26 protein-coding genes and 1 pseudogene are annotated in these 25,284 nt (G+C 73.2%); 7 read left to right on the forward strand and 20 right to left on the reverse strand.

Annotation, left to right across the window (positions count from 1 at the left end):
- Nucleotides 1–80 precede the first annotated feature (80 nt).
- The 4 genes from GTY56_RS01390 to GTY56_RS01405 form a co-directional block, all read right to left on the reverse strand.
- Nucleotides 81–1,631, reverse strand: a complete 1,551-nt coding sequence (locus GTY56_RS01390; RefSeq protein ID WP_161361670.1) for an alkaline phosphatase D family protein — start codon at nucleotides 1,629–1,631, stop codon at nucleotides 81–83.
- 127 nt (nucleotides 1,632–1,758) lie between these two features.
- Complete coding sequence (gene pdxR, locus GTY56_RS01395) at nucleotides 1,759–3,201, reverse strand: MocR-like pyridoxine biosynthesis transcription factor PdxR (RefSeq protein WP_161361672.1); 1,443 nt, start codon at nucleotides 3,199–3,201, stop codon at nucleotides 1,759–1,761.
- Nucleotides 3,202–3,241: 40 nt separating this feature from the next.
- A complete protein-coding gene (locus GTY56_RS01400; protein WP_161361674.1) occupies nucleotides 3,242–4,072 on the reverse strand; it encodes an alpha/beta fold hydrolase in 831 nt (276 codons plus the stop codon).
- A gap of 107 nt (nucleotides 4,073–4,179) precedes the next feature.
- Nucleotides 4,180–4,344, reverse strand: coding sequence for a hypothetical protein (locus tag GTY56_RS01405; RefSeq protein WP_202509606.1), 165 nt, complete (start codon nucleotides 4,342–4,344; stop codon nucleotides 4,180–4,182).
- 157 nt (nucleotides 4,345–4,501) lie between these two features.
- Here GTY56_RS01405 and GTY56_RS01410 point away from each other — a divergent pair, with 157 nt between their 5' ends.
- Nucleotides 4,502–5,386: an RNA polymerase sigma-70 factor gene (locus GTY56_RS01410; protein WP_161361676.1), complete on the forward strand. Its 885-nt coding sequence runs from the start codon at nucleotides 4,502–4,504 to the stop codon at nucleotides 5,384–5,386.
- A gap of 170 nt (nucleotides 5,387–5,556) precedes the next feature.
- Nucleotides 5,557–6,318: a UTRA domain-containing protein gene (locus tag GTY56_RS01415; protein WP_161361678.1), complete on the forward strand. Its 762-nt coding sequence runs from the start codon at nucleotides 5,557–5,559 to the stop codon at nucleotides 6,316–6,318.
- Between the two features lie 215 nt (nucleotides 6,319–6,533).
- Here GTY56_RS01415 and GTY56_RS01420 read toward each other — a convergent pair whose 3' ends face one another.
- The 4 genes from GTY56_RS01420 to GTY56_RS01435 all read right to left on the reverse strand — a co-directional run bounded on the left by GTY56_RS01420 (nucleotide 6,534) and on the right by GTY56_RS01435 (nucleotide 10,121).
- Nucleotides 6,534–6,953: a nuclear transport factor 2 family protein gene (locus GTY56_RS01420; protein WP_161361679.1), complete on the reverse strand. Its 420-nt coding sequence runs from the start codon at nucleotides 6,951–6,953 to the stop codon at nucleotides 6,534–6,536.
- Nucleotides 6,954–7,044: 91 nt separating this feature from the next.
- Nucleotides 7,045–8,190, reverse strand: a complete 1,146-nt coding sequence (locus tag GTY56_RS01425) for an ROK family protein (RefSeq protein WP_161361681.1) — start codon at nucleotides 8,188–8,190, stop codon at nucleotides 7,045–7,047.
- Between the two features lie 87 nt (nucleotides 8,191–8,277).
- Nucleotides 8,278–8,937: a response regulator gene (locus GTY56_RS01430; protein WP_161361683.1), complete on the reverse strand. Its 660-nt coding sequence runs from the start codon at nucleotides 8,935–8,937 to the stop codon at nucleotides 8,278–8,280.
- A gap of 14 nt (nucleotides 8,938–8,951) precedes the next feature.
- The gene (locus tag GTY56_RS01435) at nucleotides 8,952–10,121 is read right to left on the reverse strand and encodes a sensor histidine kinase (RefSeq protein WP_161361684.1); all 1,170 of its coding nucleotides are present in this window, start codon (nucleotides 10,119–10,121) and stop codon (nucleotides 8,952–8,954) included.
- Between the two features lie 108 nt (nucleotides 10,122–10,229).
- Here GTY56_RS01435 and GTY56_RS01440 point away from each other — a divergent pair, with 108 nt between their 5' ends.
- From GTY56_RS01440 to GTY56_RS01450, 3 genes are read left to right on the forward strand one after another with little or no spacing between them, the layout of a single operon-like run.
- Nucleotides 10,230–11,150: an ABC transporter ATP-binding protein gene (locus tag GTY56_RS01440; RefSeq protein WP_161361686.1), complete on the forward strand. Its 921-nt coding sequence runs from the start codon at nucleotides 10,230–10,232 to the stop codon at nucleotides 11,148–11,150.
- Nucleotides 11,151–11,152: 2 nt separating this feature from the next.
- Nucleotides 11,153–11,878, forward strand: coding sequence for an ABC transporter permease (locus GTY56_RS01445; protein ID WP_161361688.1), 726 nt, complete (start codon nucleotides 11,153–11,155; stop codon nucleotides 11,876–11,878).
- 55 nt (nucleotides 11,879–11,933) lie between these two features.
- Complete coding sequence (locus GTY56_RS01450) at nucleotides 11,934–12,365, forward strand: hypothetical protein (RefSeq protein ID WP_161361690.1); 432 nt, start codon at nucleotides 11,934–11,936, stop codon at nucleotides 12,363–12,365.
- Nucleotides 12,366–12,392: 27 nt separating this feature from the next.
- On the opposite strand, the gene mug is transcribed toward GTY56_RS01450, so the two are convergent.
- From mug to GTY56_RS01490, 8 genes are all read right to left on the reverse strand, one after another.
- Complete coding sequence (mug, locus tag GTY56_RS01455) at nucleotides 12,393–12,938, reverse strand: G/U mismatch-specific DNA glycosylase (protein ID WP_161361692.1); 546 nt, start codon at nucleotides 12,936–12,938, stop codon at nucleotides 12,393–12,395.
- Between the two features lie 22 nt (nucleotides 12,939–12,960).
- Complete coding sequence (gene purB / locus GTY56_RS01460; protein ID WP_107457300.1) at nucleotides 12,961–14,403, reverse strand: adenylosuccinate lyase; 1,443 nt, start codon at nucleotides 14,401–14,403, stop codon at nucleotides 12,961–12,963.
- A 92-nt stretch (nucleotides 14,404–14,495) separates the two neighbouring features.
- Nucleotides 14,496–15,275: an SGNH/GDSL hydrolase family protein gene (locus tag GTY56_RS01465; RefSeq protein ID WP_161361693.1), complete on the reverse strand. Its 780-nt coding sequence runs from the start codon at nucleotides 15,273–15,275 to the stop codon at nucleotides 14,496–14,498.
- A gap of 62 nt (nucleotides 15,276–15,337) precedes the next feature.
- Nucleotides 15,338–16,351, reverse strand: a complete 1,014-nt coding sequence (locus GTY56_RS01470) for a CNNM domain-containing protein (RefSeq protein WP_161361694.1) — start codon at nucleotides 16,349–16,351, stop codon at nucleotides 15,338–15,340.
- Nucleotides 16,348–17,688 carry a hemolysin family protein gene (locus GTY56_RS01475; protein WP_161361696.1) on the reverse strand — a complete coding sequence of 447 codons (1,341 nt, stop codon included), beginning with the start codon at nucleotides 17,686–17,688 and terminating at the stop codon, nucleotides 16,348–16,350. Before GTY56_RS01475 ends, GTY56_RS01470 begins: the two co-directional genes overlap by 4 nt.
- A gap of 176 nt (nucleotides 17,689–17,864) precedes the next feature.
- The gene (locus GTY56_RS01480) at nucleotides 17,865–18,290 is read right to left on the reverse strand and encodes a GNAT family N-acetyltransferase (protein WP_161361698.1); all 426 of its coding nucleotides are present in this window, start codon (nucleotides 18,288–18,290) and stop codon (nucleotides 17,865–17,867) included.
- A gap of 54 nt (nucleotides 18,291–18,344) precedes the next feature.
- Entirely contained in the window at nucleotides 18,345–20,912 is a 2,568-nt protein-coding gene (locus GTY56_RS01485) for an FtsX-like permease family protein (protein ID WP_161361700.1), read from the reverse strand.
- A gap of 4 nt (nucleotides 20,913–20,916) precedes the next feature.
- Nucleotides 20,917–21,738, reverse strand: a complete 822-nt coding sequence (locus GTY56_RS01490; RefSeq protein ID WP_161361702.1) for an ABC transporter ATP-binding protein — start codon at nucleotides 21,736–21,738, stop codon at nucleotides 20,917–20,919.
- Nucleotides 21,739–21,872: 134 nt separating this feature from the next.
- Between GTY56_RS01490 and GTY56_RS01495 the strand changes: the two genes are divergently transcribed.
- Together GTY56_RS01495 and GTY56_RS01500 are read left to right on the forward strand one after the other, a co-directional pair.
- A complete protein-coding gene (locus GTY56_RS01495) occupies nucleotides 21,873–22,112 on the forward strand; it encodes a toxin-antitoxin system HicB family antitoxin (RefSeq protein ID WP_161361704.1) in 240 nt (79 codons plus the stop codon).
- 4 nt (nucleotides 22,113–22,116) lie between these two features.
- The gene (locus GTY56_RS01500) at nucleotides 22,117–22,491 is read left to right on the forward strand and encodes a fic family toxin-antitoxin system, toxin component (protein WP_161361716.1); all 375 of its coding nucleotides are present in this window, start codon (nucleotides 22,117–22,119) and stop codon (nucleotides 22,489–22,491) included.
- Between the two features lies 1 nt (nucleotide 22,492).
- Here GTY56_RS01500 and GTY56_RS01505 read toward each other — a convergent pair whose 3' ends face one another.
- From GTY56_RS01505 to GTY56_RS01520, 4 genes and pseudogenes are all read right to left on the reverse strand, one after another.
- Complete coding sequence (locus tag GTY56_RS01505) at nucleotides 22,493–23,167, reverse strand: class I SAM-dependent methyltransferase (RefSeq protein ID WP_161361706.1); 675 nt, start codon at nucleotides 23,165–23,167, stop codon at nucleotides 22,493–22,495.
- A gap of 69 nt (nucleotides 23,168–23,236) precedes the next feature.
- Nucleotides 23,237–24,169 carry an endonuclease/exonuclease/phosphatase family protein gene (locus GTY56_RS01510; RefSeq protein ID WP_161361708.1) on the reverse strand — a complete coding sequence of 311 codons (933 nt, stop codon included), beginning with the start codon at nucleotides 24,167–24,169 and terminating at the stop codon, nucleotides 23,237–23,239.
- A gap of 1 nt (nucleotide 24,170) precedes the next feature.
- Entirely contained in the window at nucleotides 24,171–25,109 is a 939-nt protein-coding gene (bla, locus tag GTY56_RS01515) for a class A beta-lactamase (RefSeq protein WP_161361710.1), read from the reverse strand.
- Nucleotides 25,110–25,169: 60 nt separating this feature from the next.
- Nucleotides 25,170–25,284, reverse strand: a pseudogene (locus GTY56_RS01520) (dethiobiotin synthase); the annotation flags it as partial.

The following is a 25,284-nucleotide window of genomic DNA, read 5'->3' on the forward strand; positions in this document are numbered from 1 at the left end:
GATCGAGAACGCTCTGTGACCAGAGGGTAAAGGAGCCAGTTTCCCCCCTTTGTCGCCGCTTCAAACGTTGCGTTCCGTACCTACTGGCCGACCCGGCCCGGCTGGAGGACCTTGGTGTAGAGCACGGTGCCGTCCTGCTCCCGCAGACGTACCGTCAGCTCGCCGCTGTGGCCGTCGATGTCGACCTCGCCGAAGAACTGGAAGCCATCGGCGGGGGAGACGTTGGCGGTCGTCGGTGCCTTCACGAACACGCGGTCCGGGCCGAAGGTGCCGTCGAGCGCGTTGGCCGGGAAGGCACCGGCGTTGAGGGGGCCCGAGACGAACTCCCAGAACGGCTCGAAGTCGGTGAAGGCGGCCTTCGACGGCAGGTAGTGCTGCGCCGAGGTGTGGTGCACATCGGCCGTCAGCCACACCGTGCCCGTGATCCGCCGGTGCTTGACGAACCGCAGCAGTTCGGCGATCTGCAGCTCGCGGCCGAGCGGCTTGCCGGGGTCGCCCTGGGCGACGGCCTCGATGTTCGTCCCGTCCGGGACGACGAGGCCGATCGGCATGTCGGAGGCGATCACCTTCCACACCGCCCGGGAGCGGGACAGCTCGCGCTTGAGCCACTCCAGTTGCTTCCGGCCGAGGATGCCCTGCGGGTCGTCCGGCGAGTTCGCGTTGCGGTACGTGCGCATGTCCAGGACGAACACGTCCAGCAGCGGGCCGTGGTGCTGCACGCGGTAGACCCGGCCGTCGGGGCGGCGCAGCGTGGAGATGGGGAAGTACTCGGAGAAGGCCTGGCGGGCGCGGGCGGCGAGCACGTCGACGCGCTTCTCGGTGTAGCGGGCGTCGGTGAGGATCTCGCCCGGGTACCAGTTGTTGGTGACCTCGTGGTCGTCCCACTGGACGATGGACGGGACCCGGGCGTTGAAGGCCCGCAGGTTCTCGTCGAGCAGGTTGTAGCGGAAGTTGCCGCGGAACTCCGCCAGGGTCTCGGCGACCTTCGCCTTCTCCTCGGTGGTGATGTTCCGCCAGGTGCGGCCGTCGGGCAGAGCCACGGTCCTGGTGATCGGGCCGTCGGCGTAGATGTTGTCGCCGCTGCACAGGAAGAAGTCCGGGTCGAGGGCGCCCATGGCGTCGTAGATGCGGTAGCCGCCGAACTCCGGGTTGATGCCCCACCCTTGTCCGGCCAGGTCGCCGGACCAGACGAACCGCACACCGTCGCGGCGCTTGGCGGACGCCGTGCGGAAGGTGCCGGTGACCGGCTCGCCGGTGCGGCGCGGGTCGTCCGGGTCGGCGAGCAGCACGCGGTAGTGGATCTGCTCACCGGCCGGCAGGCCGCGCAGCCGGGTCGTGCCGGTGAAGTCGCTGCCCGGGCCCAGCAGCGGGCCGTGCCACCGGCGCGGGTCGCGGAACGACTCGGTCGCCGCGGTCTCCACGATCATCCGGGCGGGCCGGTCGGAGCGCACCCACACAAGACCGGAGTCGCAGGTCACGTCTCCCGCCTGCACACCCCAGCCCGCCGTCGGGCGCCCGGAGCGCGCGAACGCGGGCGCCGCGCCGAGAGCCGTGGGCAGGGACAGGGCGGCCGACGCCGCGAGGGAACCACGCAGGACGCTTCGGCGCCCGGGCAACGGACGGTGTGACATGGATGCGCCTCCAGGGACGGGATCCGGCCAAGTGTGCACAGCCACAACTACTGGCACGTCGCAGCGCACACACGAACCCCAAGTGAACAACTGCCCGCAGGGTGAGGGAACCGGCGAACCGGTCGGCTCACCCGGTTGCGGCCTCGGCCATCAGACGCACACCCGCTGCGATCCGGGAGGGCGGAACATGGGCGTAGCCAAGGACGAGCCGAACCCCTTCGGCCCCCTCGGGCGCAGCCGGTGCATGGGCGTAGGCCGACAGCGGGCGCACCGCCACCCCTGCCGCCGCCACCCGCGCGAGGAACCGTTTCTCGGGTCCGTACCGCTGCGGCAGTGTGGCGATCACATGGAGGCCGGCGGCGATCCCGGACACCTGCGAACCGGGGAAGTGCGCGTCCAGGGCGGCGACCAGCGCGTCGCGCCGGTCTCGGTAGGCGCGCTGGCAGCGGCGCAGCTGACGGTCGTAGTCGCCGCGCTCCAGGAAGCGGGCGAACAGGGCCTGGTCGAGGGAGGGGTGGCCGAGATCCATGGTGCGCTTGCGTTCGACGACCTCCTCCGCCCAGGACTCCGGCACCAGCATCCAGCCCAGCCGCAGGCCCGGCGCGAGGGACTTGCTGACCGAACCCGTGTAGGCCACGTGGTCCGGGTCGAGGCCCTGGAGCGCGCCGACCGGCGCTCGGTCGTAACGGAAGTCGCCGTCGTAGTCGTCCTCCAGGACGATGCCGTCCACCGACCGCGCCCAGTCCAGGAGTTCCGCGCGGCGCCGGGCCGAGTAGGCGATGCCGGTGGGGAACTGATGGGCCGGAGTCGTCACCACGGCCCGGACGCCCGAGGCCCGCAGCGGCTCGGGGGCGACGCCCTCGTCGTCCACCGGCACGGGCACGACGGCGATCCCGGCCGACGCGTACAGCGCGTCGTGCTGCGGACTGCCCGGGTCCTCCACGCCGACCGTGCGCAGCCCGCGCGCGTGCAACGCGAAACCGAGCAGAGTGGTCGCCTGGGCCACCCCCGACACGACGACGATCCGCTCCGGGTCGGCCACCACGCCCCGCCGCCGGGCGAGCAGTTCGGCCAGCGCGGTACGCAGCCGCGGCAGCCCGCGCGGGTCGGGGTAGCCCAGCTCCTGGTGCGGCAGGTCCGCCAGGACACCGCGGTGCGCGGCGGCCCACGCGGCACGCGGGAACAGCGCCAGGTCCGGCGTCCCGGGCACGAAGTCCGCGCGGGCGCCGGGTGAGCGCGGAGCGAGATCGTGCGCCCGCGGCTCCGCCGCCCGGACGGCCGCGCCCACCCAGGTCCCCGAACCCCGGCCGCTGCGCAGGTACCCCTCGGCGGTCAGCTGCTCGTAGGCCTCCGTGACCAGCCCGCGCGACACCCCCAGGTCCGCCGCGAGATCCCGGCTCGACGGCAGCCGGGTGCCCGGGGCGAGCCGGCCCGAGCGGACCGCCTCGCGCAGCGCCGCCTGCAGGGAGCGGCCACGCGTGCGTGCCGGAGCCGAAGCGGCGGGGAGCAGCAGCTCCCAGGCGGCGGACGCCGCACCTTCACCCGGTTCCCCGCTCGGAGTTGGCCTCATGAGGCAGAACCTTAGAGGGCGTCGTGCCGCCCCGGGCAGGTCAGCGGCTGCCGTCGAGGACCACCCGGGCCACCAGCGCCGGGTCGTCGTTCATGGGGACGTGGCCGCAGCCGGGCAGGCGCACCAGCCGCGCCCCCGGGATGACGCCCTTGGCGCGCACGCCCTGGCGCGGGATGAGCAGCCGGTCCCGGTTGCCCCATGCGACGGTGACCGGCGTGCCCACGATGTCGTCGGTGAACTGCACCGTCCGGCCGGAGCGCAGCGTCTCGGAGAACCCCTGCGCCCGGGCCAGTGCGAGCGTCTCGGCGACCACGGCCTCGGGGGAACGGCGGCCCGGGCGGGCGTAGATGGTGCTCGTCAGCAGGGTGCGGCCGATGGCCGGGCGGGCCAGCCGCTCGACCACCGGCGGCGGCATCCGGCGGGCGATCTGCCGCATGGTCATCAGCACCGTGAAGGCGTAGCGGCGCTCGGCCTCGTTCCAGAACCCGGCGGGGGACAGGGCGGTGACGGAGCGGACGAGCCGTGCCCGGGCCAGGTCCAGCGCCAGCAGGCCGCCGAGTGAGTTGCCCGCCACGTGCGGCCGTTCGATCTCCAGGGCGCCGAACAGCGCGGTCAGAACCGTGCTCATCGTGGGCAGGTCGTGCGCCATGCCGTCCGGGAGCGCCGGCGACTCGCCGCAGCCGGGCAGGTCCACGGCGATCACGTCGCGCTCGGCCGCCAGCGCCGGGATCACCGGGTCCCACACCTGGCGGTGGTGGCCGATGCCGTGCAGCAGCAGGAGTGGCTCGCCGCCGCCCCGGCGCGTGTAGGACAGGGTCACGCTCTGCTCGCCATGCGCGGAGGCGACTTTGAAGGAGACGGTGGCGGACATGGGGTGCTCCTCGGCTGTACTCGCTGACGGACGCTGTAGACAGCTTGTCAGCAATTACTACCCGCCGGTAGCCCCATGGTGCCGCCGCCTTCACCGTGCCGGGCCGCTCAAACGGGCCCGCAGGCCTCCAGGTTGCACTCGCCGTGCCCGAACTTCCGGAACAGGCCGGCCCGCAGGCGCAGCCACATCTCCACGGCCCGGGCCGCCCGGATCCCGCCGAGGCCGAGCACGCGGTCCGCCGGCCGGCCGAACTCCCCGAGCAGCGCCGTCACTGCTCCTCGGCGCCCGGGTCGTCCCCGCAGGCGAAGACGTTGTGCTCGTCCGCCTCCCAGGACCACGCCGCCGATCACCGGCGCCCTGTCGGCCATTCTGTCCGGGAAGGGGCGATTCCGCCTGGACAGGGCCGCAGCGGTGGGCTGGGATGGAGCCGTGACCACCGAGACAGCGACCGACGTCTTCGAAGCACACCGGCCCGTCCTGCTGGGCGTCGCCTACCGCATGCTCGGCCGGGTGGCCGACGCGGAGGACGTGGTCCAGGAGGCCTGGCTGCGCTGGTCCGGCGGCGACCGCGCAGACGTGCGCGAACCGCGCGGCTACCTGGTGCGGATCACCACCCGCCTCGCCATCGACCGGCTGCGTCAGATCAAGGCCCGCGGCGAGACCTACGTCGGCCCCTGGCTGCCCGAGCCGTACGTCACCGACTTCGGCGACACCGTGCCGGACACCGCCGAGCGGGCCGTGCTCGCCGACTCCGTCTCCCTCGCCGTCCTCGTCGTGCTGGAGTCGCTGTCACCGCTGGAGCGGGCCGTGTTCGTGCTGCGCGAGGCCTTCGGCTTCCCCTACGCCGACATCGCCGCCATGCTCGACCGCGGCGAGCCGGCAGTGCGCCAACTCGCCGGACGGGCCCGCAAGCACGTCGAGGAGCGGCGCCCGCGCTACGACGTCGACCCCGCCCAGCGCCGCGACCTCACCGAGCGGTTCCTCGCCGCCGCGGCCGACGGCGACCTCGAAGGCCTGATGGCGCTGCTCGCCCCGGAGGTCCGGCTCGTCGGCGACAGCGGCGGCAAGTCGCGGGCGCCGCTGCGGGTCATGGAGAGCGCCGACAAGGTCGGCCGTTTCCTCATCGGCACCGCGCAGAAGGGCCTCCCGGGCCTGACCGTGCGCTTCCTGGAGGTCAACGGCGGCCCGGCCGTGCTGGTCCTGTCCGGCGGCGAGCCCGACTCCGTCCTCCAGCTCGACGTGGCCGACGGCCGCGTGCAGTCGGTCTACATCATCCGCAACCCCGACAAGCTGCGGTCCCTGACAGCGGCCTAGACCTCCCTGCGGGCCCGGTCAGAGACCCCGTGTGCGTGCCCCGTGAACGTTCCCGGCCATTGGTCTTGACCAAGGATCAGGGCCGCCCTATGGTCGCAGAGAAGTGCAACAACCTTTAATAAACAAGGGCGCTTAAAACGCCGCCGACCACGGCGATTGCGGAGGACAGGGTGGGGACCACGCAGCTGGAATCGGTGCAGGAGCCGAAGTACTGGCATCTCAAGACGGTGCTCAGTGAAGCGCTCGACTCGGAGTTCTCGGTGGGGGAGATCCTGCCGAACGAGCGTGACCTCGCAGCCCGTTTCGGCGTCGCCCGGGCCACGCTCCGCCAGGCCCTGGAGCAGCTCGAACTCGAAGGCAGGCTGCAACGCCGCCGCGGTGTCGGCACGACCGTCGCGCCGCCCCGCATGGGCGTCTCCCTCGGCACCGGCCCGCACACCTGGCCGGGCGGCTCCGAGGACGCCTGGCAGCCCGTCGACTGCACGGCGGCCGTGCCGCCGGCTGCCGTCGCCGACGCGCTGGAGACCGGCCGCGACGAGCCCGTGCACATCGTGCGGCGCTCCCGGGTCTCGCAGGGCCGGCCCGTGGCCGCGGAACTGCTGTACATCCCGCAGTCCTCGGTGCCCGAACTCTCCGGCATCGACGCGCCGTCCGGGGCGGCACACGCGCGTGCGGTGCTGCGCGAGCTGCAGCGGCTGGAGCCGGAGCGGCAGGAGAACGCGGTGGAGCTCGGCTCCGCCGGTGCCGACGAGGCGAAGGAGCTGGACCGGCTGCCGGGGGCGCCGGTGCTGGTGGTGACGACGCGGTTCTTCGCCGGGGGGCGTACGGCCGCGCTGTCGGTGGCGACGTATCGCGCTGACACGTGCCGGTTGACCTTCGGCGACTCGGGGGGTGTGGAGATCCACGCCGGGATGCAGAAGCAGGCGTCCTGAACCTGGCGCCGTAGGGGAGCGGTGTGTTCGAGGCTGCCGGCGCGCGGTGGCTTGTCGCGCCCACGCGGTGGAGCCACATGTCGAAACAGCTCGCGCCCCTCGAACTCGCGCCCCTCGAAGGCGTTGTCCCCCTGGGCCTGTAGGGCAGACCGCGTTGGATCAGGCCTGGCCGGCCGGACCCGACGGGAAGGGGCAGAGCGGCCTGGGAACGGACCCTACGGCCGGGCCGTCCCGTCAGGAACCGGCGTGGCCTGGTGGTAGTACAGCCGGAACTCTCCGGCGGCGTCGCGGCGCCAGACCGACGAACGGCGGGCGTGCCGGCCCTGGATGCGCGTCTCGTAGGTGAGGTGGACGATCCCGGGGGCGAGGACCGTGCCCACGAAGTGTTCTGCGGTGATGGGGGTGCTGCTCTCGGCGCCGCCGTGGAGGGTGGGGAGGGCGGCGACCATCTCCGCATGCGTCCACCGCCGCCCGGAGGCGCCGACCTCGGTGAAATCGGGATCGAAGAGCTCTTCGGCGCCGGGGCCGGAGAGACGGACGGAGGGGGTGTGAAGGCGTCGCTCCCGGACGATGGCCTCGGTGACGTCCGGGTGCTGCGGGAGCGCCTCGGGTGCGCGCCGGTCGTACTGGATCATGGCGCCATGATGCCCGGTCGCGGCCCGGAGGTCCTCGACGGTCACTCACCGATCAGCTGTGTGCACAACGCTTCAGGTCAGTACACCTGGTCTAGGAGCGTTGCTCCACCGCGAAGAGCTGTGCCTCCACGTGGTCCAGGGCCAGGCGCAGGGCGCCCGTTGCCACGGCCGCGTCTCCGAGGCCGGAGAGGGTGACCTGCGGGGGGCGCAGGCAGTAGCGGGCGAGTTCCTGGCGGAGAGGGTCCAGGACGCCGTCCAGGCCCGCCGCCCAGCCGCCGACGACGACCAGCTCCGGGTCCAGGGCGAGGACGAGTGCGGCCACGTCGTGGACCAGGCGCTGGAGGAAGCGGTCGACGGCGGCGCGGGCCCGCTGGTCGCCCTCACGGGCCTGCGCGAAGACCCCGGCGACCGCCTGCTCGTCGAGGGGGTGCAGGGGCTCGTCCGTGGTGGAGAGCAGCGTCTCGGGCGTCACCTCCCGGCCCAGCAGGTGCAGCGCGCCGATCTCGCCGGCCGCTCCGCCGTACCCGCGGTGCAGCCGGCCCCCGATCAGCGAACCGGCGCCGGGGCTCAGCCCCGCCAGCACGAACACCACGTCGTCCGATTCGGTGGCGGCGCCCTTCCAGTGCTCGGCGACGACGGCCGCGTTGGCGTCGTTCTCGACCAGCACCGGGCACTTGAACGACCGGCTCAGCCGCTCGCCCAGCCGCAGCCCCGTCCACCCCGGCAGCGCCGTGCCCAGCGCCACCGTGCCGTCGGCCTCCACGATCCCGGGCGTCGCGACGCCCACGGCCCGCAGCGAGCCACGGGCGACCCCGGCCCTCCGCAACAGGTCGGCGACGGCCCCGCGCAGGCGCTCCAGCCGCTCATCGGCCTCCGCCGTCTCGGAGACCTCCCTGGCCTGGGCGCCGATCACCCGGCCGTCCAGGTCGGACAGCAGTGCGGCCACCCGGCGCGCCCCGATCTCCAGCCCGAGCAGGTGACCGGCCTCCGCCCGGAACCGGAACCGCCGCGCCGGACGCCCCTGCCGCCGGGCGGCGCCCTCCTCGGCCGCCTTCTCCACGACGAGCCCGGCCTCGATGAGCCCCTCGACGACGCCCTCCACGGTCGGCCGGGACAACCCCGTCACCCGGGTGATCTCGGTCAGCGTCGCGCAGTCCGTGGCGCGCAGCGCGTGCAGCACCACCGCGGAGTTGATCCTTCGCAGCAGCGAGGGATCCCCGCCGGTCAGCCGCCCCACCGTCCGTCCTCCCAGGTCGTGCCCGTGTTGGCCGGATCGTACTTCGACGCGGCACACCCCGGCGAGGGGCGGGCACCGGCCCGGTGATCAGCCGGGCGCAACGAACCCCGACTCGTACGCCGCGATCACCGCCTGGGTGCGGTCCCGCGCCCCCAGCTTCGCCAGCACCGCGCTGACGTGCGACTTCACGGTCTCCGTCCCCACGACCAGGTGGGCGGCGATCTCCGCGTTCGACAGGCCCCGCGCCATCAGCCGCAGCACCTCGGACTCGCGCTCGGTCAGCTGGGCCCGCTCCAGCACGGCCCGCGCCGCGCGGTTGCCGCGGTCGCCGTACTCGGCGGCGAGCTGCCGCACCGAGGCCGGGAACAGCAGCGACTCGCCCGCGGCGATCAGCCGCACCGCGTGCACGATCTCGGCCGGCCGGGCCCGCTTGAGCAGGAATCCGTCGGCTCCCGCCCGCAGCGCCTCGTACACGTACTCGTCGTTCTCGAACGTCGTCACCACGACGATCCGCGGCGGATCGTCGACCGTCCGCAGCAGCGCCCGGGTGGCCTCGATGCCGTCCAGGAGCGGCATCCGTACGTCCATGGCGACCACGTCCGGCCGCAACCGCCGCACGAGCGGGATCACCGCTGCCCCATCCGCCGCCTCCCCGACGACCTCGATGTCGGGCTGTGCCTCCAGTACGGCCCGCAGACCCGCACGCACCAGGGGTTCGTCGTCGACGAGGAGAACGCTGACCGGCATCGGACCAGCGTAGATCAACTCAGTGGCAATTCGACATGGACCTGCCAGTCACCTTCGTCGGGCCCGGTCCGGGCCAGCCCGCCGAGCAGGGCCGCGCGTTCGCGTATTCCGCGCAGCCCGCTGCCGCGCCCGGAGCCGGGGGCCCCGGCCGGCAGCGGATTGCGTATCGCGAGGACGAGGGTGCCGCCGGCGACGTGCACCCGCACGCGCACCGGGACCGCCCCCGCGTGCCGCAGCACGTTGGTCAGCGACTCCTGGAGGATGCGGTAGCCCTCGCGGGACACCGGCCCGGGCACCGTCTCCACCGGGCCGGTCACCTCCGCGTCGACCTTCGCCCCGGAGGCCCGGGCCGACTCCAGCAGGCGGTCGGCGTCCGCGAGGGTCGGTCTGCCGCTCACCGGTCTCCCCGACTCGCGCAGGACGCCGAGCACCCGCTCCAGGTCCTCCAGAGCGGCCCGGCCGGTCTCCTCGATGGCGCCCAGGGCCCGGTCGGTGAAGGCGGGATCGCCCGCGGCCCGGGCCGCCCCCGCCTGCACGACCGCGACCGTCAGCGCGTGCCCGATGGAGTCGTGCAACTCGCGGGCGATGCGCGTGCGTTCCAGGAGCTGTTCCGTGCGCTCCTCCAGTGCGGCGAGCCGCTCGGCGGGGGAAGGACCGAGCAGGCGCAGGGCGAGCGCCGTGATGAGGCGCCCCGAACCGACCACGACCGCGGCCGCCACGACCAGGGGCAAGGGCGCGAGCAGGGCGTGCCACCAGTGGTGGCCCGTGACGACGAGCCAGGCGCCGCCGGCCCGTTCGCCGCTGATCGCCGTGGACACCAGGTCCGCTCCGAGCAGGAGCAGCTGGACGGCGAGATGCGACACCAGGGCGCCGAAGAACAGCCTCGCCTGGAGCCACACCACCACCCGGCCGCGGTCGCCCCAGGTGACCGAGGGGGCGAGGACGATCTCCGGGCCCTGGCCACCGTCCCGGTGGCCGGTCAGCAACAGCCTGGCCTGGAACCCCTCCACGACCCGCATGGCGGGGACCAGGCCCGCGAGGCCCAGCAGCACGGTCGCCGTGGCCACCGTCCACCACGCCTCGTCGATGAACAGCCACAGGGAGGGCCACACGACGGCCATGGAGAGATGCAGCCACCGCGTGTACGTCACCGCCCTGGTGAAGGGGCGCAGCATGCGGACCATGGCGTCATCGTGTCAGCCGGCACCGACCGCTAGCCTCCCCCGCACGGGGGAGACGATCTCCACCGCCGGGGGAGGACCGCACTCCGGTCCGGTTGCCACGCTGCTGTCATGACCAGCATCGACGTCCTGGACCTCACCAAGGAGTTCGGCGGCCGGCGGGCCGTGGACCGGCTCACCTTCCGTGTGCACCCCGGCCGCGTCACCGGCTTCCTCGGCCCGAACGGCGCCGGGAAGTCCACCACCATGCGGCTGGTGCTCGGCCTCGACCGGCCGACCGCCGGCTCCGCCTCGATCGGCGGCCGGCCCTATCCGGCGCTCCGTGAACCCCTGCGCCACGTGGGCGCCCTGCTCGACGCGCAGGCCGCGCACGGCTCCCGCACCGCCCGCGACCACCTCCGGGTCCTGGCGGCGAGCAACCGCATCCCGGACCGGCGGGTCGACGAGGTCCTTCAGGAGACGGGCCTGGCGCCGGTGGCCCGGCGCCGCGTGCGGACGTACTCCCTGGGCATGCGCCAGCGGCTCGGCATCGCCGCCGCCCTGCTGGGCGACCCCGAGGTCGTCATGCTGGACGAGCCGTCCAACGGCCTCGACCCCGAAGGCATCGTGTGGATACGGACGTTGCTGCGCCGGCTGGCGGGGGAGGGCCGGACGGTCCTGGTCTCCAGCCATCTGATGAACGAGACCGCGTCCTTCGCCGACCACCTCGTCGTCCTCGGCCGGGGCCGGCTCCTCGCCGACACCCCGATGCGGGACTTCATCCACGCGCGCGTGCAGCCCCGCGTGCGCATCCGCACGACCGATCCCGTCGCGCTCACGTCCGCCCTCGCCCGGCACGGCCACGACGCGGAGGAGCACGCGGACGGGCACTGGACCGTGCACGGTGCACGAGTGGACGACATCGGCCGCATCGCCTCGGCAGCGGGCCTGCCCGTCCTTGAACTGGCCGCCGAGGAGGGCACGTTGGAGCAGGCCTACTTCGACCTCACCGAGGCCGAGACCGAGTTCACCGCACACCACCAGGAGGCCTGACCATGGAACTCACCCCCGTACTGCGCTCCGAGTGGCTGAAGATCCGCACGCTGCGCTCGCTCCCGGGAGCGCTGCTGGCGCTGTTCGCGGCCACCGTCGCGTTCTCCGCGCTCGCCGGTGCCTCCGACACCTCGGATCCGGGGTTCGATCCGCTGTTCGCGTCCCTGTCCGGCGTCATACCGGGCCAGATCGCGGCCATCTCCTTCGGGGCCATGGCCGTGTCGTCGGAGTTCCATCAGGGCGTGCTCCGGTTGTCGTTGGCCGCGGTGCCGCGACGCGGCCGGTGGTTCGCGGCCAAGGCGGCCGTCATCGCCGTACCGGCGTTCCTCGTGGGGCTGGTGACGGCCCTCGCCGCCCTGCTCGCCGGGCGGGCCGGGCTCGGCGCGGCGGCCGACGGGCTCAGCACCGGTGAGCAGACGCGGGCTGTCGTGGGCTGCGGTGTCTACCTCATGCTGATGGCGCTGTTCGCCGCGGGGACCGCCGCCCTGCTGCGCAGCGGCGTGGCCACCCTCTCCCTGCTGGTGCCGTTCATCCTCGTGGTGTCGTTCGTGATCGGCGACGCCACCGGCACCGTCGCCGACTTCCTGCCCGACAAGGCCGGGCAACTGGTTCTCCGGGAGACCTACGACGGCGCCCTGGGGCCCTGGTCGGGGCTCGCCGTGACGGCGCTGTGGACGGCCGCCGCCCTGCTGGCGGGAGCCTGGCGTCTGCGCCGCAGGGACGCCTGACGGCGAGCCGGGTGATGCCCCGCCAACTGTCAGTGGGGGCCGGTTTACTGGACCCATGAACATCGCACAGCACATCGCCGTCATCGACGAGCTGTGCTACCGCCCCTTTCCTGCGGAGCACGGCCCGTCGGACGTCGGCTTCTCGGGACCGGGTCACCACGTCGCGGTGTTGGAGGCCGCGACGCAAACCGACCCTGCCGCCCGGGCGGTGACGATCGACCAGTACGAGAAGGACCGCGACGCGGTCTACGAGCTCCTCGCCTCCCGCTGGGGAGACACGGACCCCTACAACCTGGAGACCGTCCTGCTGCGCACCGAGCGGGAGGAGATACCGCGGCCCTGGGCCGAGTTGAGCGCGTGCGCGGGCGTGGCCCACCTGTGGGAGGTGGAGGGCACGGGCCGCTGGGTCGCCGTGGCGGTCGGGGACCGTGACGTGTCACAGGAGGTCCGGCTGCTGGCCCTGGTCACGGAGGCGGACCCGCCCTAGGGGGAGTCCGCAGAGTCCCGCCCGCCCTCAGGCCCCGGCGGCCTCGCGCAGCCGTCCGAACTCCTCCGCCATCGTCTCGGCCGTCCAGTGCGCGTTCAGCCCGCTCGGGTTGGGCAGCACCCACACGCGCGTCTCCCCGATCGTCCGCGACTGCGGCCCCACCCGCGCCGTGCGGTCGTCGAACGCGACCCGGTACGCGGTCACCCCCACGACGGCCAGCCAGCGCGGTCGCAGCCGCTCCACCTTCGCCGCGAGCAACCGCCCGCCCTCCCGGTACTCCTCGGCGCTCAGCTCGTCGGCCCGGGCGGAAGCCCGTGCCACGACGTTGGTGATGCCGAGCCCGTACGACAGCAACTCCTGCTGCTCGGACGGCTTCAGCAGGCGCGGTGTGAACCCGGAGCGGTGCAGCACCGGCCAGAACCGGTTGCCCGGGCGGGCGAAGTGATGGCCGGTCGCGGCCGTCATCAGACCGGGGTTGATGCCGCAGAACAGGACGTGCAGACCCTCCGCGACCACGTCGGGCACGACGCGGTCGCGGGCGGCCTGAAGCTCCTCGGGCGTGAAACGCGGCACTGTCGGCCACCCGGCCGGCGTGTCAGAGGATCGCCCCGGGCGTGTAGCCCGCGGCCTGGGGGTTCTGCTTGACGATCTCCTCGACCCGGGCGACGACGGTGGCGACCTGGTCGCCCGCGGCACCGGTGAAGGACAGCTTGTCGGCCATCAGCGCGTCCAGCTGGTCACGGTCCAGCGGGATGCGCGCGTCGGCGGCCAGCTTGTCGAGCAGCTCGTTGCGCTCGGCGCCCTGCTCGCGCATGGCGAGCGCGGAGGCCACGGCGTTCTCCTTGATCGCCTCGTGCGCGAGCTCCCGGCCCACGCCCGCGCGCACGGCGCCCATCAGCACCTTCGTGGTGGCGAGGAACGGCAGGTAGCGGTCCAGCTCCCGGGCGACGACCGCCGGGAACGCGCCGAACTCGTCGAGCACCGTCAGGAAGGTCTCCAGCAGACCGTCCAGCGCGAAGAACGCGTCCGGCAGCGCGACCCGGCGCACCACCGAGCAGGACACGTCGCCCTCGTTCCACTGGTCGCCCGCCAGCTCACCGGTCATCGAGGCGTAGCCGCGCAGGATGACCATCAGGCCGTTGACGCGCTCGCAGGAGCGGGTGTTCATCTTGTGCGGCATCGCCGAGGAGCCGACCTGGCCGGGCTTGAAGCCCTCGGTGACCAGCTCGTGCCCGGCCATCAGCCGGATCGTCTTCGCCAGCGACGACGGGGCCGCCGCCAGCTGCACCAGGGCTGTCACGACCTCGTAGTCCAGCGAGCGCGGGTAGACCTGGCCGACCGAGGTGAACGCCTGCGAGAAGCCGAGGTGCCCGGCGATGCGCTGCTCCAGGTCCGCGAGCTTCGAGGCGTCCCCGCCGAGCAGGTCCAGCATGTCCTGCGCAGTGCCGACCGGGCCCTTGATGCCGCGCAGCGGGTAGCGGCCCAGCAGCTCCTCGATGCGGCCGTGGGCGACGAGCAGCTCGTCGGTGGCGGTGGCGAAGCGCTTGCCGAGGGTGGTGGCCTGCGCGGCGACGTTGTGCGAGCGGCCGGCCATGACCAGCTCGCCGTACTCGCCGGCGAGCTTGCCGAGCCGGGCCAGGACGGCGACCGTGCGGTCGCGCATCAGCTCCAGCGACAGGCGGATCTGCAGCTGCTCGACGTTCTCGGTGAGGTCGCGCGAGGTCATGCCCTTGTGCACGTGCTCGTGCCCGGCGAGGTCGTTGAACTCTTCGATCCGCGCCTTCACGTCGTGCCGGGTGACCTTCTCGCGCTCGGCGATGGAGGCCAGGTCGACGGTGTCGAGGACACGCTCGTAGTCGGCCAGGGCCGCGTCCGGCACCTCGATCCCGAGGTCCTTCTGAGCCCGCAGCACGGCGAGCCAGAGCTGCCGCTCCAGCTTCACCTTCTGCTCGGGCGACCAGAGCGTGGCGAGCTCGGCGGAGGCGTAGCGTCCGGCGAGGACGTTCGGGATGCGGGGCTTGGCGGGAGCGGAAGTCACGTGACCGGATTCTACTGGCGATTCGTGCAGGCCAGCGCCGCGGGTGTCTTTGTCGGAACCTACGACGGTGTGACCGGCGCGTCCACCTGCGGCTACGCCAGGTCTTCGTAGGGCGCCAGCTCGGGCCGCTTGGGGGGCCGTCCGTCGCCCGAGGAGCGGCCCGTCAGGCGGCGGCCTATCCAGGGGAGCAGGTGCTGCCGGGCGAAGCGGGCGTCCGCCACCCGCCGCATGACCCAGCCCGGCGGCAGCGTCGCCGGCATCGGCGTGTGCCACGCGGCGTCCTCGGGGTCGTGGCCCAGCGTCTGCCAGACCGCCTCCGCGACCCGGCGGTGGCCCTCGGCCGTCAGATGCAGCCGGTCCACGTCCCACATCCGCGGGTCGCTCAGGGAGGGTGCGCCGTACAGGTCGACGACGAGCGCGCCGTGCCGGGCGGCCAGCTCGTCGACGCAGGCGAACAGCTCCTCCATACGCGGCCGGAACCGCTCCTGGACGGGTCCCTGACGGGCCGGGCTGCGCATCAGGACAAGCTGCCGGCAGGCAGGGGCCAGCTTCTCCACGGCCTCCGTGAGGAGCCCGCGGACCCGGCCCATGTCGCACTTGGGCCGCAGCGTGTCGTTGAGGCCGCCGACCAGGGTGATCACGTCGGCTCCCATGGCCGCCGCGACGTCGACCTGCTCGTCGACGATCTGCTGGATCAGCTTGCCGCGCACCGCGAGGTTGGCGTACCGGAAGCCGGGCGTACGCGCCGCCATCCGTGCGGCGAGCAGGTCCGCCCAGCCCCGGTAGGTGCCGTCGGGCATCAGGTCGGACATGCCCTCGGTGAAGGAGTCGCCGACCGCGACCAGGCTGCTGTGAGTGGGGTTCGTCTGCATGGCGACGGAAATGCTATCCCGTGCACATACCCAGCGGTCGGTCGGTCCCGGGAACCCGGTCCTCACGCCCGCTGACCGAACAGCTCCCGCAGCACGTCCTCCATGGTCACAAGACCCGCCAGCCGCCCGTCCGCCCCGAGGACGGCCGCGAGGTGCGTCCGGCTGCCCCGCATCGCCGTGAGGACGTCGTCCAGCGGGGTGTGCTCCCGCACCCGGGCGATGGGGCGCATGTCCCGCAGGCGGAACGGCGTGTTGCGCCCGACGGCGTCCAGGGCGTCCTTCACATGCAGGTATCCGACGATCCGCCGTCCCTCGTCCACCACCGGGAAGCGGGAGAACCCGGACCCGGCCGACAGCCGCTCCAGTTCCTCCGGGGTGACGCCCACGCTCGCGTACTCCACGCGCTCCAGCGGCAGCACCACGTCCCGCACCGGACGGCGGCCCAGCTCCAGGGCGTCGTGCAGCCGCTCCTGGGCGCGGTCGTCGATCAGGCCCGCCTCGCTGGAGTCCTTCACGATCTGCGCTATCTCCGCGTCCGAGTAGGAGGCGGCCACCTCCTCCCGGGCCTCCACGCGCAGCAGCTTCAGCAGCGCGTTGGCGAACGCGTTCACCGTGAAGATCACCGGCCGCAGCGCCCGGGACAGCGCCACCAGGGGCGGTCCGAGCGCCAGCGCGCTGCGCACCGGCTCGGCGAGCGCGATGTTCTTCGGCACCATCTCGCCGAGCAGCATGTGCAGATACGTCGCGAGGGACAGCGCGATCACGAAGGACACCGCGTGGCCCGCGCCCTCGGGCACGCCCGCCGCGTGGAACGCCGGCTCCAGCAGATGGGCGATCGCCGGCTCGGCCACCACGCCCAGCACCAGCGTGCACAGCGTGATGCCGAGCTGAGCGGCCGCCATCAGCGCGGACACGTGCTCCAGCCCCCACAGCACGTTCTTCGCGCGCCGGTCGCCCCGGTCGGCGTAGGGCTCGATCTGGCTGCGGCGCACCGAGATCAGCGCGAACTCGGCGCCGACGAAGAAGGCGTTGACGAAGAGTGTCGCCAGTCCGATCAGCAGCTGGACGGCGGTCACAGCTCCACCCCCTTCTCATCGGGCTTGTGGTCGTGAAGCGGGGCGCGCAGCCGGACGCGGGCGGCCCGGCGCCCCGTGGCGTCCAGGACCTCCAGGTGCCAGCCGGCGACCTCCAGGGTGTCTCCGGCGGCAGGTATCCGCCCGAGCACCGTCGCCACCAGCCCGGCGAGCGTCTCGTAGGGGCCCTCCGGCGCGCGCAGCCCGATCCGTTCGAGGTGGTCCACGCGGGCGGAGCCGTCGGCCGAGTACAGGGGGTGCCCGCTCTCGTCGGTGCCGGCCGCGGCGAGGTCGGGGATCTCGTGCGGGTCGTGCTCGTCGCGGACCTCGCCGACGACCTCCTCGACGATGTCCTCCAGCGTGGCGACGCCCGCCGTGCCGCCGTACTCGTCGATCACGACGGCCATCGTGCGCTTGCCGGAGAGCCGGTCCAGGAGCCGGTCGACGGTGAGCGACTCGGGGACCAGCAGCGGCTCGCGCATCAGCTCGGAGACGTAGATCCGGGTCCGGCGCTCGGCCGGTACCGCCAGCACGTCCTTGACGTGGGCCGTTCCGACGACCGAGTCGAGGGTGCCGCGGTAGACGGGGAACCGGGACAGGCCGGTGGCCCGGGTCGCGTTCGCGACGTCCTCCAGGGTGGCCTGCACCTCCAGCGCGACGACCTGCACCCGGGGCGTCATCACGTTCTCCGCCGTCAGGTCGGCGAGGTTCAGCGTGCGGACGAACAACTCGGCGGTGTCGGCCTCCAAGGCGCCCTCCTTCGCGGAGTGCCGCGCGAGAGCCGCCAGCTCCTGCGGGCCGCGCGCCGAGGCGAGCTCCTCGGCGGGCTCCACCCCGATCCGCCGCACCACCCGGTTCGCCGTGTTGTTGAGGTGCGTGATGAACGGCCGGAACGCGGCACTGAACCCGCGCTGGGCGTTGCCCACGGTCTTGGCGACGGTCAGCGGCGAGGAGATCGCCCAGTTCTTGGGCACCAGCTCGCCGACGACCATCAGGAACACCGTGGACAAGGCGGTGCCGATCACCAGCGCGATGCTGTGCGACGCCGAGCGCGAGACGCCGAGGTCCTCCAGGGGCCCGGCGATCAGGGCGGCGATCGACGGCTCGGCGAGCATCCCGACCACCAGGTTCGTGACGGTGATCCCGAGCTGCGCGCCGGAGAGCTGGAACGTCAGACTCCGTACGGCCTTCAGCGCCCCCTGCGCACCGCGCTCGCCACGCTCGACGGCCCGCTCCAGCTCGGCGCGCTCGACCGTGGTGAGGGAGAACTCGGCCGCCACGAAGGCGCCGCAGGCGAGCGAGAGCGCGATCGCCGCCAGGAGGAGGAGCACTTCGGTCATCGGTTCACCCCCCATCCATGGTTCTCCAGGACGGGGCGGAACGCGCGATGTCGCGCACGGGGAGGCTCGCCCATGGGCGGAGGCTCACAACCTTTCATGCAGGACCGAGTGGCCATTCAAGAGTAAAGGATGGGCAAAGTCCGCCTGCGGTCGTGATCACGGTCTCGCGGCCGTGACTACGCGGTGAGCGGCTTCACCCAGCGTCGCCACTGCTCCTCTGCCCCGTATCCGGCGGCACCCCACGTCCGGTGCGCGGTTTCGTTGCGCGTGAGCACCATCGCGTCCGCGCGCCGCCCGCCGAGCCGTACGAACCGCTCCTCGGCGGCGGCGAGCAGCGCGGTCGCGATGCCCTGGCGACGGTGGTCCGGATGCACGGCCAGCCGGTACAGATGGCAGCGCCAGCCGTCGAACCCGGCGATCACCGTGCCGGCCAGTTCGCCGTGACGTTCGGCCAGGATCAGTGCCTCGGGGTCCCGCGCGACCAGCCGCTCCACACCGGCGCGGTCGTCGCTGATGCTGGTGCCCTCGGCGGCCGCCTTCCAGAAGGCCAGCACGGCATCGAGGTCCTCGGGCGTCGCGGCCCGGATACGCAAGTCGGTCATCGCAAGATCACATCACTCGCACCGGCCCGCGGCAGACCGTTTCACCATCCGGACTCACTCGTGCGCGATGGCCGCCAGGACGTTCATGCGGGACGCGCGCAACGCCGGCAGCAGCGCCGCCACGACCCCGACCACCGCCGAGCCGACCACCACCAGCACGATCGTCAGCCACGGGATCGCCAGCGCCGTCATGCCCTGGAGCGCCAGCACCTGCTGGGTGCACACCCCCCACACCAGCCCCAGCACCAGCCCCAGGACCGCTCCGAACACCGCGATGACCACCGACTCCAGCCGGATCATCCGCCGCAGCTGCCGCCGGGCCAGCCCGATCGCCCGCAGCAGGCCGATCTCCCGGGTGCGTTCGACGACCGACAGCGCGAGGGTGTTGACCACGCCGAGCACGGCGATGATGATCGCCAGCCCGAGCAGCGCGTACACGAGGTACAGCAGGACGGCGATCTGGTCCCGGACCAGCTGCTTGTAGTCGGCCAGGTCCCGCACCTGCACCTGCGGGTACGGCTCCAGGGTCTCCTCCAGGTTCGCGCGCAGTTCGCCGTCGCCGGTGCCGGGGGCGGCGTTGACGTACAGCGCGGAGTCCTGCCCGCCCGGCGCGTACCGCTCCAGGGTGCCCATGCCGAAGAACAGCCCGCCCTGGGTGCCGAACCCCTCGGCGGAGTCCTGGTCGGTGAGCGCTCCGACCGTCAGCTCGGCCGAGCGTCCGGCCGGGAACCGGATCGGGAGGGTGCTGCCGACCCGCACGCCGTGGTCGCGGGCGAAGTCCCGGTCCATGGCCAGGTGCCCGCTCGCGAGCGCGGCCGCGGAGTCCCCTCGCGCGTAGGTGATGTTGGCGACCTCGTCGAGCCGCGGATCGTAGCCCGCGGCCGTGGTCTCCACCCGGTCGCCGTCCGGGAGCCGCACCGCGACCGGCGTGAACCGCCCGCGCACCACCAGGCCCACGCCCTCGGTGCCGCGCACTTTCTCGGTCACCTCCCGCGGGAACGTCTGGAAGTTGGAGTTCTGGACCACGAAGTCGGCGCCCAGCGTCTTGTCGATCTGCCGGTCGAACGACGCGGTCATCGACTCGCTCGCCACCGACATCCCGCCCACCAGGGCGATCCCCACCATCAGGGCGGCGGCCGTGGCCCCGGTACGGCGCGGATTGCGCAGGGCGTTGCGCTGGCTCATCCGGCCGACCGGCCCGAACAGCGCGGGAAAGGCCCCGCCGAGCACCCGGATCACCGGGCGCACCAGCAGCGGCCCGGCGATCACGGTCGCGATCAGGGTGAGCACCACACCGAGCCCCAGCAGGGACGCAGCCGACGACGTCTGCCGCGACACCGCGCAGCCCGCGAGCGCCGCCGCACCGGCCACCCCGACGACGGCGCCCGCCACCGCGCGCACCCGCAGCGGCCGGCCCACCCCGGCGACCTCGGCGTCCGAGAGCGCGGCCATCGGCGACACGCCCGCGGCCCGCCGCGCCGGGAGGTACGCGGCGACGAAGGTGACGCCGAGCCCGACGACGTAGGCCGCCACCGGTGTGACCCAGCCGATCTCCATCTCGTCGGCGTCGATGTTCATGCCGAGCAGGCCCATCAGCCCGATCAGCCCGGCCGCGAGCCCGATGCCCGCGGCGAGCCCCAGCGTGGAGCCGACCAGCCCGAGCAGCAGGGCCTCGGTGAGCACCGAGTTCCGGACCTGCCGCCGGTCGGCGCCCAGCGCCCGCAGCAGGCCCAGCTCGCGGGTGCGCTGGGCGATGAGCATGGAGAAGGTGTTGACGATCAGGAACACGCCGACCAGCACGGCGATCCCGGCGAAGCCGAGCATCACGTACTTGATCACGTCGAGGAACCCGCCCAGTTGCTCGACATCGGACTCCGCCTGCTCGCCGGCCGTCCTGAAGTCGTAGGTGTGCGGGCCGAGCGCGTCGGCCACGCGCTGTTTGAGCCGGTCGTCGCCGACGCCCTCCGCCGCGTCCACCGCGATGGCGGTGGCCGTCCCCGGCCGGCCCAGCAGCTTCGTCTGCGCGGTGGGCGTGTCGAAGTAGATCAGCGCCGAGCCGGGGTTGGTGGTCGTGAAGGTGACGATGCCGACCACCCGGACCTGGAACGACCCGGGAGGCGCGATGACGGTGAGGGTGTCCCCGATGCGCACGTCCTTGCGGCCCGCGGTCTCGGAGTCGAGCAGCGCCTCGGCGGGACCGCGCGGTGCGTGGCCCGACGTCAGCTTCACGGGGCTGCGCTCGTTCGGGTTCCAGGCGTTGCCGAGCGTCGGCGCCCCGGTGGTCGGGCCGACCGGCTCGTTCGCCTCGTCGACGACGGTGAGGCCGCTCACCTCCACGTCGGCCCGGGCCGCCGCGACCCCGTCGATCTGCCGGACGCGTTCGGCGAGCGCGGCCGGCAGGGTGGCCGTCCGGCCGGAGGGCACCGCCTCGTCGAGGTCCTCCTTCGGGCTGACCGTGACATCGGCCGCGGTGGAGGCGAACAGCCGGTCGAACGTGCGGCTGACGGTGTCCGAGAAGATCAGGCTCCCCGTGACGAACGCGACCGACAGCAGGACGGCGAGCGCGGAGAGCAGCAGCCGTCCCTTGTGCGCCAGGAAGCCCCGCAGGGTCGCCTTGAGCACGGGCTCAGTTCTCCTCGGACGACACCGGGGCGCCGGCGTCCTCGTAGCGGGTGCGGATCACGTCGAACCTCTTCATCCGCTCCAGGACCGCCTCCGCCGTGGGGCGCCGCATCTCGTCGACGATCCGGCCGTCCCCGAGGAAGAGCACCAGGTCCGAGTGGGCGGCCGCCCCCGGGTCGTGGGTGACCATGACGACGGTCTGCCCGAGCTGGTCCACCGCCTCGCGCAGGAAGCCGAGCACCTCCAGGCCGGCGCGCGAGTCGAGGTTGCCGGTCGGCTCGTCCGCGAAGATCAGCTCGGGACGGGAGGCCAGCGCCCGGGCGCAGGCCACCCGTTGCTGCTGCCCGCCCGAGAGCTGCGACGGCCGGTGCCCGAGCCGGTCCCGCAGGCCCAGGGTGTCGATCACCCGGTCCAGCCACGCCTCGTCGGGCTTCCGGCCGGCGATGTCCATGGGCAGGGTGATGTTCTCCAGGGCGTTCAGGGTCGGGATGAGGTTGAACGACTGGAACATGAACCCGATCCGGTCGCGGCGCAGTCGCGTCAGTTCACGCTCCCTCAGCCCCGTGATCTCCGTGTCGCCGAGCCACACCTGACCGGCCGAGACGGTGTCGAGCCCGGCCAGGCAGTGCATCAGCGTGGACTTCCCGGAGCCCGAGGGGCCCATCACGGCGGTGAACCGGCCCCGGGCGACGTCCACGTCCACCGAGTCGAGTGCGAGCACGGTCGTCTCGCCCGAGCCGTACGCCTTGGTCAGACCGCGGGCCCGGGCCGCGATCCCGTCGGCCGGCGCGAGGCCGGGAGCGTGCTCCGCAGCGGGTGTGGACAAGGCCGCCTCCTCCGGGTGGACGTCAGGACCTCCTGGCCCTGCCCGAGGGTAATGTGACCCGGCCCACAGTCGGTATCCTCCGCGGGTCGGACACGCCCTTGCCGGTGCTAGCGCCTGCGCGCCAGCTTCGAGGTATGGCGAAGACCCAGCTGAACGTGCGCGTCGACGAGGGCACCGCCCGCGCCGCCCGGGAACGCGCCCTGGCCCGCGGGATGAGCGTCAACCGCTACATCGAGGAGCTGGTCAGGCAGGACACCGGCGAGGTGGGCCACACCTTCGTGGAGGCCGCCGCCGACTTCATGAAGCAGTACGAGTCCGTCTTCGCCGAGGAGTTCGGCGCAGAGCGTGAGGGCACGCGCGAAGGTCGCCGCTGAACCGTTGGACAACCTCGAGATCGACCTCGCCTGGCTGCTGATGCTCGCCGAGCAGAAGACCCCCGGAGACCCTCAGGTCACCGACTGGGGAGCCCTCGTCGCCGCCGTCGCCCGCCACAAGGCCGCCGTGTTCGACGTCCCCGTCTACGACAGCCCGTACGCCCGCGCGGCCGCCCTGCTCCAGCTCCTGCTGCACGTCCCCGCGCTGGAGCGCTCCAACGCCCTGTTCGCCTCCGCCGTCGCCTACGCGTACCTCGTCGCCGGCGGTGTCAAGGTCGTCACCTCGCCCGAGCAGGTCCGCGACCTCGCCCGGCTGGTCAAGAGCGGCGAGGCGTCCGTCCGGGACATCGAGCAGGAGCTGCGCCGGTGGAGCCTGTGACTCACCCCTCGGCAGGGCGCCACGCCGTGCCGAGCACGCAGTACGAGGTGGGCAGCGTCGGCCCCTGCTCGGGCATGAGCACCCGCCGGTAGGGGCCGAGCTCGAACCCGGCGTCCCGCAGCGCCCGGACCGGCTCCCGTGCCACATGGCAGCCCCCGCTCAGCAGCGGCCACACCGTCCGGTCCAGCGCGTGCTGCGTGAAGCCCATCGCCCGGCCGCCGCCCCGGCCGTGCTCGAAGAACCGCACCTCGCCGCCCGGCCGCAGCACCCGCCGCAGTTCCCCGAGCGCCCGGGGCACGTCCCGCACACTGCACAGCACCAGCGACAGCACCGCCGCGTCGAAGCCCTCGCTCTTGACCGGCAGTGCCTCGGCCGCACCCGGCACGACGTCCACCGGCACCTCGGCGCGCAGCGCGGCCTCCACGGCCAGGTGCCGCAGCCGCCGCTCGGGTTCGATGGCGACGACCTCCGCGACGGTGACCGGGTAGTGCGCGAAGTTCAGCCCGTTGCCCGCGCCGATCTCGATCACCCGTCCGGACAGCCCGCCGAGGAGTCTGTCGCGGATCCGGCCCATGCCCATCCGGGTCTCGGCGGCCACACTGGCCCGGGCGTAGCAGCGGGCGAACAGCGGATGGTGCACGGCGTCCCGGGGAACCCTGCCGGAGCGGAGTGGCATCGAAAACCTCCTTGCGAGGCCGGCTTCACCCGGATTCTCCCCGCTGCGGGCCCGGCGCACCCCTGCCGTCTACCGCAGGAGTACGCGGCCCAGCACCGGAAGGTGGTCGCTGCCGGTCGCCTCCAGCGCCGACACCTCTGCCACCTCGGCCCCTCGCCCCAGCACCTGGTCGATCCTCGCCACCGGCAGGCCGGCCGGCCAGCTGAACGCGAACCCCGTGGGAGGAGCGTGCAGCCGGGAGGTGAGCGGGGCGAGGCCGCGGTCCTGCACCGTGCCGTTGAGGTCGCCCGCCACCAGCAGCCGGCCGGCCGGGTCGGCGGCGATCCGGGCCCCGAGGAGGGCCGCGCTCTCGTCGCGGGCCGCCGAGGCGAGCCCCGTCGGGCCCAGGCGCACGGAGGGCAGATGGACCACGTACACCGCGACCTGGCCGCCGGGCGCGGACACCGTGGCCCGCAGAGCCCGCCGCCAGCTCTCCGGGAAGCCCTCGGGCCGGATGTCCACGGGCCGCACGTCCGACAGCGGGTACGCCGACCAGAGTCCGACCGTGCCGTGGAGGGCCCGATGGGGGTGGGAGGAGCCCAGGACGCGCTGGTAAGCGGGCCGCGCGGCGGGGGTCAGCTCCTCCACGGTGATCAGACCGGCACCCGTGGCGAGCAGGGCCCCGGCGGTACCCGCGGGGTCGGCGTTGTCATCGGCCACGTTGTGCTGGACGACGGTGAGGTCGTACGGGCCTGGGCGCGAGGACAAGAGCACGCCACCGAACATCCAGAGCCATACGGCCCCGGGCGCCAGGCAGGCGAGCAGTCCCGCCCAGGACCGCGTGACGAGGGCGACGCAGGCGAGCACGGGAATGGCCGCCCCCAGCCACGGCAGGAACGTCTCCAGCAGGCTCCCCAGCCGCCCGATGCCGTTGGGCACCGCGGAGTGCAGGGCGAGCAGACCGGCGACCCCGAGGGCGCCGCTCACCCGCCAGGTGTCCCACGACCTGCCGACGACGGCCACGCTAGGCGAGTTCCGCCGCCAGCAGCGCAGCGGCGCCGGCCACCAGCGGGTTGTCGGCCGGGGCGTCCTCCTCCGGTTGCGTGGTCAGCACCGACATCACGATCGGCGGGCCGTCCGGCGGCCAGGTGATGCCCACGTCGTGGTTGCCGCCGTACCGTCCGCCGCCGGTCTTGTCGGCGATCAGCCAGTCGGCGGGCAGGGCCTTGCGGAACTTCTCGGTGCTGGTGGTGTTGCGCAGCAGCCAGTCCGTGAGCCGCGCGCGGTCCCCTCGCGCCAGGGCGGAGCCGAGCACGAGCCGGGCGTAGGTCAGGCCGATGGCGCGCGGGGTCGTCGTGTCGGTCACGCGCCACGGCTCCGCGGAGTTGAGCTCGGGTTCCCAGCGGTCGAGCCGGGTGACCCGGTCCCCGACCGAGCGGGCGAAGCGCGTGATCGCGGTAGGCCCGCCCAGCTCCTTGAGCAGCAGGTTGCCCGCGGTGTTGTCGCTGAAGCGGATGGTGGCGTCGCACAGTTCGCCGACGGTCATGCCGGTGGCGACGTGGTCCTCGGTGATGGGGGAGTAGCCCGACGTGGTGACGTACTCCTGCGTGTAGTGCACCCGCCGGGCCAGGAACTCCCCGTCGCGGTCGAGGTCGCGCAGCACGGCCGCGGCCGCGAGTGTCTTGAACACCGAGGCCATCGGGAAGAGCTCGTCCGCCCGGTGGGCCACCGTCCGGCCGGTGCGCATGTTGCGGGCGTACACACCCAGCCGGGCGGTGTGCTCCCGCTCCAGTTCCCGCAGCCGCGCGGTGACACTTGCAGTGCCGGTCGTTGCAGTGCCGGTCGACCCCTGGGCCGTGCCACCGCCCAGTGAGAGGGCGGCGGCCGTGCCGAGCGCGAGAGCCGTGCGGCGGGACGGGCGTAATCCGTTCGCGTGCAAGGTGGTCCCTTCGGAGGCGATCATGTACATGGTTCAACACGCGATCACGGCCGCGCCGGTTCCACCGCCCTCCCCACCGGACACTCAGAACGCCCCGGGCGCCTCCCGGACCCGGAACGCCTCCGCGTCCCACGAGCCGTCCAGCCGCGGCGCCAGCCAGTGCGGCGCGGCGGCCCGGAAGCCGGCCGGGGCCAGGGCG

It is taken from the genome of Streptomyces sp. SID5643, from assembly GCF_009872555.1.
GTDB lineage: Bacteria > Actinomycetota > Actinomycetes > Streptomycetales > Streptomycetaceae > Streptomyces > Streptomyces iakyrus.

Bases quoted from the DNA above. Each gene is read 5' to 3' on its own strand.
- pdxR (WP_161361672.1), bottom strand. From the start codon at position 3,201: ATGAGGCCAACTCCGAGCGGGGAACCGGGTGAAGGTGCGGCGTCCGCC.
- GTY56_RS01400 (WP_161361674.1), bottom strand. From the start codon at position 4,072: ATGTCCGCCACCGTCTCCTTCAAAGTCGCCTCCGCGCATGGCGAGCAG.
- GTY56_RS01430 (WP_161361683.1), bottom strand. From the start codon at position 8,937: ATGCCGGTCAGCGTTCTCCTCGTCGACGACGAACCCCTGGTGCGTGCG.
- GTY56_RS01440 (WP_161361686.1), top strand. From the start codon at position 10,230: ATGACCAGCATCGACGTCCTGGACCTCACCAAGGAGTTCGGCGGCCGG.
- GTY56_RS01450 (WP_161361690.1), top strand. From the start codon at position 11,934: ATGAACATCGCACAGCACATCGCCGTCATCGACGAGCTGTGCTACCGC.
- GTY56_RS01475 (WP_161361696.1), bottom strand. From the start codon at position 17,688: ATGACCGAAGTGCTCCTCCTCCTGGCGGCGATCGCGCTCTCGCTCGCC.
- GTY56_RS01465 (WP_161361693.1), bottom strand. From the start codon at position 15,275: ATGCAGACGAACCCCACTCACAGCAGCCTGGTCGCGGTCGGCGACTCC.
- GTY56_RS01495 (WP_161361704.1), top strand. From the start codon at position 21,873: ATGGCGAAGACCCAGCTGAACGTGCGCGTCGACGAGGGCACCGCCCGC.
- GTY56_RS01445 (WP_161361688.1), top strand. From the start codon at position 11,153: ATGGAACTCACCCCCGTACTGCGCTCCGAGTGGCTGAAGATCCGCACG.
- bla (WP_161361710.1), bottom strand. From the start codon at position 25,109: ATGATCGCCTCCGAAGGGACCACCTTGCACGCGAACGGATTACGCCCG.
- GTY56_RS01480 (WP_161361698.1), bottom strand. From the start codon at position 18,290: ATGACCGACTTGCGTATCCGGGCCGCGACGCCCGAGGACCTCGATGCC.
- GTY56_RS01435 (WP_161361684.1), bottom strand. From the start codon at position 10,121: ATGGTCCGCATGCTGCGCCCCTTCACCAGGGCGGTGACGTACACGCGG.
- GTY56_RS01390 (WP_161361670.1), bottom strand. From the start codon at position 1,631: ATGTCACACCGTCCGTTGCCCGGGCGCCGAAGCGTCCTGCGTGGTTCC.
- GTY56_RS01505 (WP_161361706.1), bottom strand. From the start codon at position 23,167: ATGCCACTCCGCTCCGGCAGGGTTCCCCGGGACGCCGTGCACCATCCG.
- GTY56_RS01420 (WP_161361679.1), bottom strand. From the start codon at position 6,953: ATGATCCAGTACGACCGGCGCGCACCCGAGGCGCTCCCGCAGCACCCG.